Genomic DNA, 12,938 nt, shown 5'->3' on the forward strand with positions numbered 1-12,938 from the left:
GACACAAGCACCGAATGATCTTTGCTCCGCCAGTTTATTGCGTTTTATCGCGGTTTCGGGGAGCCCTCGCGCCGGTGCGCCTATCATGCACAATAAAGCCTGTGCGCAGTGCCTCGCACCATCCGTTTCGATGCCCAGCCACCGCATGCCCAACGCTGCTCCTCTGATACTGCGCCCGGCCACCGCTGCCGACGCCCCGCTGATCGCCACCCTGCACGCCGCCAGTTGGCAAACCACGTATCGCGGTCTGCTGCCCGCCGCCTTCCTCGAGCGCGAAGTCGGCGACGAACGTGCGGCCTGGTGGCGCGCACGCATGGAAGCGCCGGGCGGTGAGCGCCGCCTCGTGCTGATTGCCGAACTGAACGACACGACGCCGGTGGGTTTCGTCTGCGTCGAGCAGCAGCCCGATTCGCCGTGGGGTGTCTTGCTCGATAACCTGCATGCGTTACCGGACCATCAGGGTATCGGCGTCGGCAAGCGGCTGATGCAGGCCGCGCAGGAATGGGCCCGCTCGCGTGGCGAAGCCCAGTTGTACCTCTACGTGCTCGAAGGCAATGCGCCGGCGATCGCGTTCTACGAACGGCAGGGCTGGAAATTCTCGGGCGCCGAACCCGACCATATGGGCGGGGTGGATATTACGGCGCTGCGTTACGTCTTGCGGCTCGATACTGTGTAAGCCTTGATCAAACTCAATACCGGGTCGCGCACGAAGGCTTCCTGCCGCGCGGAGCACCCGGCTTTCGAGCCATCTGCCGCCGCGCTGCCGGATTTAGGCGATATCAATTTTTAAGACATTTCTGATAGATCGCTCTTCTGCCGTCCTGCATCATCGCCTGCGATAAACAGAAAGATGGCGTGAAGCGCGGCCCGTAGCCCCGCTTCGTTCAAGCTATGGCTGCGAGAGATCGATGTCGACAATTCCGTTCGTTCAGGTTGAGGGTGCCATTGCGCTACCGCGCGTGCTCCCGCTCGACCACATTCCGCCACCGTTCGGTCGCGAATGGATGCTGCTACCGCCGCACTTCAGCCTGCGCGTCGAAATGAAGGCGCTTTACGCCGCCATCATGCGCACTGTTTGCCTGAGTGCGGAGGCGTTTCGCGCGGCCTGCCGCTGGGACCCGCATCGCCGTACGATTCCCGAGCCAGCAGGAGCACGGGTTGGCGAATCGATCCATGCAGGGGCGAACGGGGCAGTTGCCGTGACCGTGCCCTTCTCCGTCGGTGGGCTCGAACCGGCGGTCGAGCCGCATATCGAAGCCTTGCGGCCGGTCCTGCCGGCCGGCACGGGGGGCATGTCACCACCCGACCGGAGCCGGCTGGCGGGTGGAGCCTGTGCAATCGGCGGTGCCGCATTGCTGACGTGGATACTGGCAAGCCATGCTCCGCAGAGCGACACGCAGTTGGCCGCGCCACCGCCCACACGTGCGGATCATGAATCCGGCGGTACCGTCTCGCAGCGGCTCGCCGACGAACGCGCTGCGCACGACCTCGCGGTAGCGGACTCGCAGACGATTCTCCAGACCAGTCAAGCCGTGGAGCCGACTGCACCGTTGCAAAGCGCAACGCCGACACCCGGCACGGATGCGCCTCTCATCGCGAGCCGGCCGGACTACTCGGCAGAGAGCCATCACGTGACTGCGCCGCCCCCGATCCTGGCGCTGCCGCTCGTTGCAGACAACGAAAAACATCCAGCCCGATCGGTTCCAGGCGCCGCAAAGTCCAAGGCCGCCATCAAGCCACGCGCCTTCAACGATCGGCATGCGGCGCACACGTTCACGCCGCACCGCGTGAACCCCCACCAGGTCGCTACCCACCGTACTGCGGCCAGGTATTCGAAAGCGGGGCATTATTCGCCCCGTCGGCCGAGCGCGCATCATAGCGACGAGTACGCATCGATCGCCTCCTACGCTAGCACCTACACAACGCCACGCCCGGCCAGCCGCTCATCGGTCCCTGTCGATAGTACCGAATGGGTTAACCACGTCTCGCAACGTCGAGTGACTGAAATACCCGACAGCTTCGCGAAGTAATGTGCTCAACAACACCGTTTAGCAACGTATCAGTCAGACAGTAAAAAGCCCGGCACGCCGGGCTTTTTACTGATTGGCGGCACTGTTTGATCCGCCGCTTGACCTGTCATTTGACCTGCTATTTGCCCCGCTCCTGGCGCCTCTACCCTGCCTCATTTTCTCGCGCCGGGCAGGCCCGCCTCGGCCTCCCGCTGCAGATCCTGAACCTGGCGTTGAAGATCGCGCAGTTGGGCCTGGGCTTGAGCCTTCTCGGACCGCAGCGTCGCCGCGTCGGCCTGCATCTGCTGCTGGCGATCGTTGACCTGTGCCTGCTGTGTGTGCGCCACGTCGAGGTCGGCCTGCAGACGGCGTGCACGGTCCTCGGACAGTGCGATCACACGCTGGATATACGCCTTCTGCGCTTCGAGCTGGGTACGGTGTATCTCGACGTCCGCCAGCCGCCCGGTCTGCCGCGCGAAATCCGCGTAGATCGCCTCCGAGCGTCCTTCGTCCTGCGAACGGATCACCCGCCAGAAATGCTTGTCCTGAAACAGTACGACGTACCAGGTCATATCCGGGGGATAGAAGAACAGACTCGCGCCGTAGCTGCCGTTGTAGGTCGTGCGCAATTCGACAAGTTGGGAATCGTGTATCAGCTCCATGAGCATGGCGACATCGCCCTGCGCGCTGTCTGCGCTCGCCTGCTCGTCGGTTGACGCGGGCGGCACCGCGCCGGCCGGGGGCGGCGTCAGGGTGCCAAGCGACGGCCGGTTGCCCGCTACGGGCGCCAGCTCGCCGCCGTCGTCCTGCGCCCATCCTGCGGCGCCATGCAGCAACATCAAGATAGCTGCGGCGCCGGGCAACGCGCGGCGCAGTGCCGTTGAGTACTTCATACCTGCCATTCCGTTGATGATTCAGAGTAACCCTTCATTATCCCCGTCCGGCAATCTCAAAAACGGGCTTTAATTCGGGATTACCTGGAATCGAATCAACCGGACAGACGGAATGCAGTCGTCCCGGACGTCACCCCGTTGCGGGGCTTGGACACGCCTCGGACCAGGGTAATGATGCGACGCAACGGCGCACCGCGGTGGCGCGCCGGCAAGCGATGCTAAAAACGCGCGATGGCTAAAAACGCGTCTCGCGCGCCGAACGCAGGAAGGCGTCGAGCAGCGGCGTGCAGTCGAGCAGTTCGGGACCGCCCGCGCGATGGAATTCCGGGTGCCATTGCACGCCCACCACGAAAGGCGCGCGACGGTATCGCACCGCCTCGATGAGGCCGTCGCCCGCCGAAACCGCCTCGATCGTGAGGTCGCGCCCCAGGCTCTTCACGGCCTGGTGATGAATGGAGTTCACGATGGCCTCGCTGCGGCCCGGAAACATGCTGGCAAGCGACGAGCCCGAGGGGAACGTGATCGCGTGACGATGCTGGTCGTAGCGTTCGCTCACGTGAGCACTGGCGGTAGGCACATCGGTGGCGATGTCCTGGTAAAGCGTGCCGCCAAACGCCACGTTGATCAACTGGCAGCCTCGGCACACACCCAGCACCGGCTTGCCCGATTCGACGAATTCGTGCAGCAGCTCCAGCTCGTACATGTCGCGTACCCGGTCGCCGGGCCACTCGGGGCGCGCCGAGACTTCCGCGTAGGTCTGCGGCGAGACGTCGGCACCGCCCTGCAGCAAGAGGCCGTCGAGATGCTTCGCATAGTCGCGCAGACGGATATTGCTCGGATGCAGCATCCCCTGGTGCCCGACGGTCGGAATCATGAACACGATCACGTCGCGCGACATGACCCAGTGCGCAATCGACTCTTCCAGATATTGCAGCGTCTTGCCACGCAGCCCCATGGCTCCCGGTTCCGGATGGAAGATGCGCGCCGACACGCCGATGCGCAGGGTCCGCTGCGTGATCCGCTGCCCCGCACGGTCGAACAGCTGGCGCGCGCGCGCCGCGATGATGCGGCCGAGCACCGACCACGCCGAATCGCTCGGGCGCAGGTAGCGCGGCGGATTCGGCGGCAAGGCATTGGGCGGCGGCGGGTTCTGCGCGCTGAAGTCCGGTGCCTGGCCGAAGCCCGCGGGCGCCGCACCTGGGCGCGGAGCATCGGCGGACGCTGGTGGTTCGGTCGCCGCGGACGCCGCCTCGGTTCCCTTGGCGGCTTCCCTTGCCGGGCTCTGCGGCGTGCGTCCCCCGCCCCCCTCTGCCCCATGAGACTGTGCGTCGGGCGTGACCGTCGAGGCGCTTTCGGGCGCATCGGTCGACGCACGCTTTGCCGGCGCGCCTTCCGCCACAGCAGCGGCGGCAACGGGCTCCGCGGATGTGGGCGTGGGCTTGGGCGACGTGGAGGTCGATGCAGCGGGAGAAGCGCCGGAGGATCCGGCCGAAGCGTTGGATTGGGAGATGCCGGGTGAGCCGGCATGGGCGGGACGGTCGATGCCGTCGGATGCCTCAGGGCGGTCGGATCTGTTTTCGCTCATGACGTGGGGTCGGGTGCGCGGCGCGCGCGAACGATGAACATGGACCGATTATCCTTCGCCCCGTCAGAGGCCGCCAGCCCCGCGCACAATTCCTCACATCCGGTCACATCCGCGCAACACGGCGTCATGCGTCGGGGCGTTCGTCGAAGGTCTCGCGCAGCGCGATCTGCATCGAGGCGTGGATCCTCACGAACCAGCGCCACAGCAGCATCGTGAGCGCGGCCGCCCCTACCAGCACGCCGATCAGATAGCCGGTTGGCGGCAGGATGGTGCCCGAAAGCCCCGCGACGAGCAGAAAGACGCCGACCATGGCCAGCACGGGCACGACTTCGGCAATCGCATGGCGCAGCGCGCGCGTGAAGCGCCCCGCCTTTTCGGGCTGCACGCTCGCCTCGGCCAGCAGCAGCGCGAGCGACTGCGTCTTGCGCCAAACCGCCACGAGAAACGGCATCGCCAGCACGAGCGCGAGGCTCCACAACACCACGCGCTGGAGGCGCTCGTCGGCAATCCACGCGGAGAGCGGCGCGCCGGCATAGCGGGCACCGTACGACACGCCGATGAAAATCGCCGACACGAGCGCAAGATTCACCGCCACCTGCAAGACGATCCGGCGCACGAGCGTGAAGAACGTCGGCCCCGACGAGCGCGGCATGAGACAGCGCAGCCATTGGCCATAGAGGCCGAAGACGTTCGCCACGGTGGCCGGCATCGCTCGCGCGAGCCGTTGCGAAAGCGGATCGGCGAAGCGGATCAGATACGGGGTCGTGAGCGTCGTGATGGCGGAGACCGCCACCGCGATCGGATAGAGAAATCCGCTCGTCACCTTGAGCGTGAGGCCGAGCGACGCGATGATGAACGAGAACTCGCCGATCTGCGAAACGGTCATGCCCACGCGCATCGCCGTGCGGCCGTCGCGGCCCGCGAGGAACGTGCCGAGGCCGCACGAAACGAGCTTGCCGAGAATCACCGCGAGCGAGATCACCGCGATCGGCCATGCGTAATCCACCAGCACGAGCGGATTGAGCATGAGCCCGATCGTCACGAAGAAGATGGCCGAGAACGCGTCCCGCAGCGGTGCGACGAGATGCTCGATGCGATGCAGGTGGCGCGACTCGGCCATGATCGCGCCGATCAGGAAAGCGCCGAGCGCGATGGAGTAATCGAGCTTGACGACCAGCAGGCAGAACCCGAAGCAGAAACCCAGCACGGAGACGAGCAGCATCTCGTCGCTGCCCACGCGCGCGACGTAGCCGAGCACGCGCGGCACGATCAGGATGCCCGCCAGCAGCGAGACGAGCATGAAGAGCAGCAGCTTGCCGAGCGTGATGAACGCGATGCCCGGCGAGAGCTCGCCTGTCTGCGCGATGCCGCCCAGCAGGACCAGCATCGCGATGCCCAGAATGTCCTCGACGATCAGGATGCCGAACACGAGCTGCGCAAACGGCTCGCGCTTGACGCCGAGATCGGAGAGCGCCTTGACGATGATCGTGGTGGAAGAGATGGCGAGGATCGCGCCGAGAAAGAGCGCGTCCATTGCGCTCCAGCCGAACGCGCGGCCGATCTCGTAGCCGATCCACAGCATCAGCACGATTTCCGAAAGCGCGGCGATGATCGCCGTCACGCCGACCTGGAACAGTTTCCTCAGGCTGAACTCGAGGCCGAGCGAAAACATCAGGAACACGACGCCCAGCTCGCCGAGGGTCTGGATGGTCTGCTCGTCGTGGATGAGCTGGAATGGCGGCGTGTACGGACCGATGATCACGCCCGCGGCAATGTAGCCGAGTACCACGGGCTGCTTCAGGCGATGGAACAGCACCGTGACGACGCCGGCGAGCGCCATCACGACGGCCAGATCCTGAATGAAGCCGATTCCTTGGTGCATGTCAGCAAATCCTTACAAATAGCTGTCTATTTGAAGAATCTTACCTGATGAGCGCGCCGATCCAAATTACGCCGCGATGAAAATCCGGCCCTACAATGTGATGCGTCCGCCGCCCGGACCGCCCGCCTCCCACCGCCCATCGCCATGACCACCGACTCCGCCCCCTTCACCCCATTTGCTCCCCTCGCCCAGCTTGCCGCCGATCTGGCCGCGGGCCGCACGACGAGCCGCGCGCTCGTCGAGACCGCGCTCGGGCGCATTGCCGACCCGGCCGGCCAGGGCGCCACCGTCTTCACGCACGTCGATCCCGCACGCGCGCGCGCCGCGGCCGACGCCCACGATCGCCTGCGTGCCTCGGGCACCGTGCTCTCGCCGCTCGCGGGCGTGCCCGTTTCGGTGAAGGACCTGTTCGACGTGCAAGGCGAGGTCACGCGCGCGGGCTCCACCGCGCTCGCGGGCGCGCTACCCGCGCAGGACGACGCCGTCGCGGTCGCCCGGCTGCGCCACGCGGGCGCCGTGCTGATCGGGCGCACCAATATGAGCGAGTTCGCGTTCTCCGGGCTCGGGCTGAATCCGCACTACGGCACGCCTCTTTCTCCCTATGGGCGCAACGTGGAAGACAACGCGCGTGTCGCGGGCGGCTCGTCGTCGGGCGCGGCGGCTTCGATGGCCGATGGCATGGCCGCGGTCGCGCTCGGCACCGACACCGGCGGCTCGATCCGCATCCCCGCCGCGTTCTGCGGACTCACGGGCTTCAAGCCCACGGCCGCGCGAATTCCGAAGACGGGTGCCGTGCCGCTCTCGCCGACGCTCGACTCGTTCGGGCCGATTGGCAACAGCGTGGCATGCTGCGCGCTCACCGACCGCATCCTCGCCGGGCTCGCGCCGCACGTCCCCGCGGCACGACATCTGGAAGGCGTGCGCCTTGGCGTGCTGACCAACTACGTCACGGAGGATGTCGAGCCCGAAGTCGCCGCGACGATCGACGCGGCGCTCAGGCATCTCGACGCGGCAGGAGCGATCGTGAGCGAAGTCCGGTTCGGCGCGCTCGATCGGCTGCCGGAGATCAATCGCTATGGTTTCTCGCCGATCGAAGCCTATGCGTGGCACCGCGAGCTGATCGCCCGGCATCGCGCAGACTACGATCCGCGCGTGCTCGCCCGCATCCTGAAGGGTGAGCCGGCACGCGCCTGTGATTACCTCGACCTGATCGCGGCGCGCGCGGCGGTGCTCCAGGAAGCCGAGGCCACGCTCTGGTCGCGTTTCGATGCCGTGATCGCGCCGACCGTGCCGATCGCGGCGCCGCGCGTGGCGCCGCTTATCGACGACGACGCCGTATTCGCGCAAACCAACGCGCTCGTGCTGCGCAACCCAAGCACGTTCAATTTCCTCGACGCCTGCGCGTTGTCGCTGCCGTGCCACCATCACGGCGCGGCGCCGGTCGGGCTGATGCTGGCCGGCGCGCCCTTTGCCGACGACACCCTGCTGGCGATCGGCCGCGGCGTCGAGGCGGTGCTTGCGCCGTTGCGCTGAGCCGGCAGCGGCGTGCGATGCTTTTCCAATCGCAACCCCATACGGTCAAGCGCACATGGCCGCACGACACGCCCTTCGCGCTAGAATCGCGGACACGCCGCCGCAGCCCGTGCGCTGCGTCACCAAACCGAAAAATCGAGCGACATGAACGACGATAACGCGCTGTTGCGCCGCGAGCGCCGCCTGCTGGTCCTTCTTTGCCTCATCTCTCTTGCGCTGCTGGGCGGCGCGCTCTACATGCAATATGTCGAGCACGAAGATCCCTGCCCGCTGTGCATCCTCCAGCGCTACTTCTTCGCGCTGATCGCGATCTTCGCGTTCCTCGGCGCGCGCCTGTCGAGCTGGCGCGGCGTACGCCTGCTCGAAGGGCTGGTCGTGCTGTCCGCTGCGGGCGGCATCGTCGCCGCGGCGCGGCTCGTCTGGGTGCAGGCGTTTCCGAGCTTTAGCTGCGGCTTCGACACGCTCCAGCCGATCATCGATGGGCTGCCGCCCGCGCAATGGCTGCCCGGGGTCTTCAAGGTCCAGGGCCTGTGCGAAACCGTCTATCCGCCGATCCTCGGCCTGTCGGTGCCCGCGTGGTCGCTGGTCGCGTTCCTCTGCATCTTTGTTCTGGTATTCCTGAGCCTCTGGCGCAATCGCCGCCGCCAGGTGTCCTGGCCCGGCCTCCGTCGCTGAGCGACAGCCGGAGGCCCGCGGCAGCGATGTTCCGCCCGGGCTTCCGGACCTCACCGGGACTGGCGCATCCACGGCGGTACCGTACCGCCGTTCCAGTCCGGCATCCGCGCCCTGCGTTTGCCCCGTCTTGCTCACCGCCGTAGCCGCCCACGAGCGGCATTCCGGCAACGCCCCGCCCTGCACCCCACCACCGGAATCCTCGCAAAGGGCCGGAGCACCGCGCCCGCTGCCATGACGGCAGCGTGATAACCCCCATCATGCGCGGGTAATACTTTCCCGACGCAAGCAGTGCTATCTTCGGAACTGGATGGCGATCTACGTGCGCGAGGCCGGCTTTGGCACGCCCCCTGCGTAACGCGCGCCTGATCCGCAATGTCTCCCGGGTTTCACCATGACAACGCAAACCATCCGATTCCTGCGCCGGGGCGCCGTGCACGAGGTGCGCGACGTGCCGGTCACGCGCACCGTGCTGCAGCACCTGCGCGAGGATCTGCACGCCTGTGGCACGAAGGAAGGCTGTGCCGAAGGCGATTGCGGCGCGTGCACGGTGGTCGTCGGAGAACTCGACGACGAGGGACGACTCGCGCTCAAGGCGGTCAACGCCTGCATCCAGTTCCTGCCTACGCTCGACGGCCGCGCGCTCTTCACCGTGGAAGACCTGCGCGCCGCCGACGGCACGCTCCACCCCGTCCAGCAAGCTCTCGTCGACTGCCATGCGTCGCAGTGCGGTTTCTGCACGCCGGGCTTCGCGATGTCGCTGTGGGCGCTCTACGAACGCCAGCCGGCCAGCGCCGGCCTGCCCACGCGCGACGAGATCAATCAGGCCCTTTCTGGCAACCTGTGCCGCTGCACCGGCTACCGGCCCATCGTCGACGCCGCCCAGCGCATGTTCGACTACCCGCGCACCGCGCTCGACCGCCCGGCCATCGAAGACGCCCTGCGCGCGCTCGCGCGCGACGGCACGTTCGAATACCGCGCAAAGAGCGTGGCCGGCGGCGAAGCGACGTTCTTCGCCCCGCGCACGCTCGGCGAGTTCGCGAAGCTGCGCGCGGAACGGCCGCAGGCGCGCGTGCTTGCCGGCAGCACCGACGTTGGCCTGTGGGTCACGAAGCAGTTTCGCGAGCTGGGCGATCTGATCTATACCGGCAACGTCGCCGAACTGCGCGACCTCGCGACCGATGCCGAGGCCTTGACGATCGGCGCCGCGGTGCCGCTCGAAGAAGCCTACGCGGCGCTGACGATCGACTACCCCGAACTCGCCGAACTCTGGGCCCGCTTTGCATCGCTGCCGATCCGCAACGCCGGAACGCTGGGCGGCAACGTCGCGAACGGCTCGCCCATCGGCGATTCGATGCCCGTGCTGCTCGCGCTCGACACGCAACTCGTGCTGCGCCGGGCCAACGCGGAGCGCACGCTGCCGCTCGCCGCCTTCTACACCGGCTATCAGAAGACGGCACTTGCGCCGGGCGAGTTCGTCGAGTCGATCCGCGTGCCGCGCCCCACGTCCACGCTGCGTTTTCGCACGTACAAGATCTCGAAACGCTACGACCAGGACATTTCGGCCGTATGCGCGGCGTTCGCGCTCGACGTCGGCGAAGACGGCGTCATCGCGAAGGCGCGCGTGGCGTTCGGCGGCATGGCCGCGACGCCTTTGCGCGGCGCGCGCACCGAAGCCGCATTGACCGGTGCGCGCTGGGACGAAGCCACGGCGCGGCGCGCGATGGACGCCCTCGCGGCCGACTACCAGCCGCTCACCGACCTGCGCGCGAGCGCCGCCTATCGCCTGAAAGTCGCGCGCAACCTGCTGTGGCGCTGCTGGCTGGAGACCCGCGACGACGCTCCGCTCGCGCTCTGCGACGTCAATGCGTTCGCCTTCGGCGCCGGCGACGGCTTCGAGGACGACGCCATCCTCGCCGCGGGAGAAACGCCATGAACCGACAGTCCGAACCGTTTGTCGCGAGCGTCGCCGGGGCCGCAGCGCGGTTGGCCCACTCGGCGCTGGGTGCGTCGCTGCCGCACGAATCCGCGGAACTGCACGTGAGCGGCGAGGCCCGCTACACCGACGACATCCCCGAGGTGCAAGGCACCTTGCACGCGGCGCTCGGACTCTCGCGCCACGCACACGCGCGCATCGTGTCGCTCGACCTGCGCCGCGTGAGCGAAGCGCCGGGCGTAGTCGCGGTGCTCAGTGCTGCCGACATCCCCGGCGAGAACAATTGCGGCCCCGTGCTGCACGACGATCCGGTACTCGCGGACGGCACGGTGCAATACCTCGGGCAGCCCGTCTTCGCGGTGATCGCGACGAGCCAGGATCTGGCGCGCCGTGCCGCGTCGCTTGCCGCGAGCGACGACGTGGTGCGCTACGAGCCGCTCGAACCGGTGCTCTCCATCGCCGAGGCGCGCGCCAGGCAGCACTACGTGCTGCCGCCGCTGCATCTCACGCGCGGCGCACCCGCGGAGCGGATCGCGGCGGCGCCGCACCGCATTACCGGCACGTTCGCCGTGGGCGGCCAGGAGCAGTTCTATCTGGAAGGTCAGGTTGCCTACGCATTGCCGCAGGAACAGGACGGCATGCTGGTCCACAGTTCGACGCAGCACCCGAGCGAGATGCAACAGGTCGTGGCCCATCTGCTGGACTGGCCCGCGCATCGCGTCGCGTGCGAATGCCGGCGCATGGGCGGCGGCTTCGGCGGCAAGGAATCGCAGTCGGCCGTCTTCGCCTGCGTCGCCGCGCTCGCGGCCCACAAGACCGGCCGCCCGGTGAAGCTGCGCGCCGACCGCGACGACGACTTCATGATCACGGGCAAGCGCCACGACGCGCTTTACGAATACGAAGCCGGCTTCGACGACGAGGGGCGTTTGCTCGGCGCGCGCGTGGAAATCGCGCTGCGCGCGGGCTATTCCGCCGACCTCTCCGGTGCGGTGGCGACGCGCGCGGTCTGCCACTTCGACAACGCCTACTTCCTCTCCGACGTCGAGATCGTGGCGCTTTGCTGCAAGACGAACACGCAGTCGAACACCGCGTTCCGCGGCTTCGGCGGCCCGCAAGGCGCGCTCGTGATGGAAGTGATGCTCGACAGCATCGCGAAGAGGCTGAACCGCGATCCGCTCGACGTGCGGCGCGCGAACTACTACGGCATCGGCGAACGCGACGTCACGCCCTATGGCCAACCCGTGGAGGATAACGTCCTCGCGCCGCTCACCGACGAATTGCTCGCCTCGAGCCGCTACCGCGAGAGGCGCGCGGCGCTCGCGGCCTGGAACCGCTCGAACTCGGTCCTCAAGCGCGGCATCGCCTTTACTCCGGTGAAGTTCGGCATCTCGTTCAACGTGCCGCACCTGAACCAGGCCGGCGCGCTCGTGCATGTTTATCGCGACGGCTCGGTGCTCGTGAATCACGGCGGCACCGAAATGGGACAGGGACTCAACACCAAGGTCGCCCAGGTCGTGGCCGGCACGTTCGGACTGCCGCTGGCGCGCGTGCGCGTGAGCGCGACCGATACGTCGAAGGTGGCCAATACTTCGGCAACCGCGGCCTCGACCGGCAGCGACCTGAACGGCAAGGCCGCGGAAGCGGCCGCGCTGACCATCCGCGCACGCCTCGCCGGGCTCGCCGCCGCCGAGTACGGCGGTACGCCCGATGCCGTCGTGTTCGAAGACGGTGCGGTTCGCACGAACGGTGTCTCGGTAGCGTTCGCGGAGTTCGTCGAGCGCGCGTATATGAAACGCGTGCAGCTCTGGTCGGACGGCTTCTACGCGACGCCGAAAGTTCACTGGGATGCGCGCACGCTCACGGGCCATCCGTTCTATTACTTCGCCTATGGCGCGGCCGTGTCCGAAGTGGTCGTCGATACGCTGACCGGCGAATGGAAACTCGTGCGCGCGGATCTGCTCCACGACGCCGGCCAGTCGATCAATCCGGCCATCGACATCGGCCAGGTGGAAGGCGCGTTCATCCAGGGAATGGGCTGGCTCACGACCGAGGAGCTCTGGTGGAGCGGCGAAGGACGCCTGATGACGCACGCGCCGTCCACCTACAAGATCCCCGCGATCAGCGATACGCCCGCCGCGTTCACGACCCGGCTCTATCGCAACGACAACGCGGAGCCGACCGTATTCCGCTCGAAGGCCGTGGGCGAGCCGCCGCTTCTGCTGCCGTTCTCGGTGTTTCTCGCGATCCGCGACGCCATCGGCGCGGCGGTGCCCGAGGCGCGCGAGGCCGCCTCGCTGCGTGCGCCGGCAACGCCCGAAGCGATACTCGATGCACTCGACGCTTTGCGCACAAGTGCCATGGCGCAAGCCGACGCAGCGCCGGTAGCCGAAAGCCTGGCCGGCGCGAAGCCATAAGACGAAGTTACCAG

At 67.2% G+C, this 12,938-nt stretch carries 9 protein-coding genes; 6 read left to right on the forward strand and 3 right to left on the reverse strand.

Annotated features, from left to right (window positions below):
* Window positions 1-145: 145 nt before the first annotated feature.
* Together V8683_RS06530 and V8683_RS06535 are read left to right on the forward strand one after the other, a co-directional pair.
* Window positions 146-676 (forward strand): GNAT family N-acetyltransferase, encoded by a 531-nt coding sequence (locus V8683_RS06530; protein ID WP_411188905.1) that lies wholly within the window; start codon window positions 146-148, stop codon window positions 674-676.
* Window positions 677-908: 232 nt separating this feature from the next.
* Window positions 909-2,030, forward strand: a complete 1,122-nt coding sequence (locus V8683_RS06535) for a hypothetical protein (protein WP_462847611.1) — start codon at window positions 909-911, stop codon at window positions 2,028-2,030.
* Window positions 2,031-2,182: 152 nt separating this feature from the next.
* Here the strand turns inward: V8683_RS06535 and V8683_RS06540 are convergent, their stop codons facing one another.
* The 3 genes from V8683_RS06540 to V8683_RS06550 form a co-directional block, all read right to left on the reverse strand.
* Window positions 2,183-2,902 carry a DUF2968 domain-containing protein gene (locus tag V8683_RS06540; protein WP_411188903.1) on the reverse strand — a complete coding sequence of 240 codons (720 nt, stop codon included), beginning with the start codon at window positions 2,900-2,902 and terminating at the stop codon, window positions 2,183-2,185.
* A gap of 235 nt (window positions 2,903-3,137) precedes the next feature.
* Window positions 3,138-4,487 carry a gamma-glutamyl-gamma-aminobutyrate hydrolase family protein gene (locus tag V8683_RS06545; RefSeq protein WP_411188902.1) on the reverse strand — a complete coding sequence of 450 codons (1,350 nt, stop codon included), beginning with the start codon at window positions 4,485-4,487 and terminating at the stop codon, window positions 3,138-3,140.
* Between the two features lie 124 nt (window positions 4,488-4,611).
* Window positions 4,612-6,369, reverse strand: a complete 1,758-nt coding sequence (locus V8683_RS06550) for a cation:proton antiporter (RefSeq protein WP_411188901.1) — start codon at window positions 6,367-6,369, stop codon at window positions 4,612-4,614.
* Window positions 6,370-6,513: 144 nt separating this feature from the next.
* Between V8683_RS06550 and V8683_RS06555 the strand changes: the two genes are divergently transcribed.
* The 4 genes from V8683_RS06555 to xdhB all read left to right on the forward strand — a co-directional run bounded on the left by V8683_RS06555 (window position 6,514) and on the right by xdhB (window position 12,924).
* Window positions 6,514-7,902, forward strand: a complete 1,389-nt coding sequence (locus tag V8683_RS06555; RefSeq protein ID WP_411188900.1) for an amidase — start codon at window positions 6,514-6,516, stop codon at window positions 7,900-7,902.
* A 144-nt stretch (window positions 7,903-8,046) separates the two neighbouring features.
* Window positions 8,047-8,577 carry a disulfide bond formation protein B gene (locus V8683_RS06560; protein ID WP_411188899.1) on the forward strand — a complete coding sequence of 177 codons (531 nt, stop codon included), beginning with the start codon at window positions 8,047-8,049 and terminating at the stop codon, window positions 8,575-8,577.
* A 391-nt stretch (window positions 8,578-8,968) separates the two neighbouring features.
* A complete protein-coding gene (gene xdhA / locus V8683_RS06565; protein WP_411188898.1) occupies window positions 8,969-10,510 on the forward strand; it encodes a xanthine dehydrogenase small subunit in 1,542 nt (513 codons plus the stop codon).
* Window positions 10,507-12,924 (forward strand): xanthine dehydrogenase molybdopterin binding subunit, encoded by a 2,418-nt coding sequence (gene xdhB, locus V8683_RS06570; RefSeq protein WP_411188897.1) that lies wholly within the window; start codon window positions 10,507-10,509, stop codon window positions 12,922-12,924. The genes xdhA and xdhB overlap by 4 nt, the downstream gene beginning before the upstream one ends.
* The last annotated feature ends 14 nt before the right edge of the window (window positions 12,925-12,938 follow it).

This window comes from Paraburkholderia sp. AV2 (assembly GCF_054968425.1).

What these genes read in the sequence shown, in the direction of transcription:
- V8683_RS06530 (WP_411188905.1), top strand. Translation starts at nt 146, where the DNA reads ATGCCCAACGCTGCTCCTCTGATACTGCGCCCGGCCACCGCTGCCGAC.
- V8683_RS06535 (WP_462847611.1), top strand. Translation starts at nt 909, where the DNA reads ATGTCGACAATTCCGTTCGTTCAGGTTGAGGGTGCCATTGCGCTACCG.
- V8683_RS06540 (WP_411188903.1), bottom strand. Translation starts at nt 2,902, where the DNA reads ATGAAGTACTCAACGGCACTGCGCCGCGCGTTGCCCGGCGCCGCAGCT.
- V8683_RS06545 (WP_411188902.1), bottom strand. Translation starts at nt 4,487, where the DNA reads ATGAGCGAAAACAGATCCGACCGCCCTGAGGCATCCGACGGCATCGAC.
- V8683_RS06550 (WP_411188901.1), bottom strand. Translation starts at nt 6,369, where the DNA reads ATGCACCAAGGAATCGGCTTCATTCAGGATCTGGCCGTCGTGATGGCG.
- V8683_RS06555 (WP_411188900.1), top strand. Translation starts at nt 6,514, where the DNA reads ATGACCACCGACTCCGCCCCCTTCACCCCATTTGCTCCCCTCGCCCAG.
- V8683_RS06560 (WP_411188899.1), top strand. Translation starts at nt 8,047, where the DNA reads ATGAACGACGATAACGCGCTGTTGCGCCGCGAGCGCCGCCTGCTGGTC.
- xdhA (WP_411188898.1), top strand. Translation starts at nt 8,969, where the DNA reads ATGACAACGCAAACCATCCGATTCCTGCGCCGGGGCGCCGTGCACGAG.
- xdhB (WP_411188897.1), top strand. Translation starts at nt 10,507, where the DNA reads ATGAACCGACAGTCCGAACCGTTTGTCGCGAGCGTCGCCGGGGCCGCA.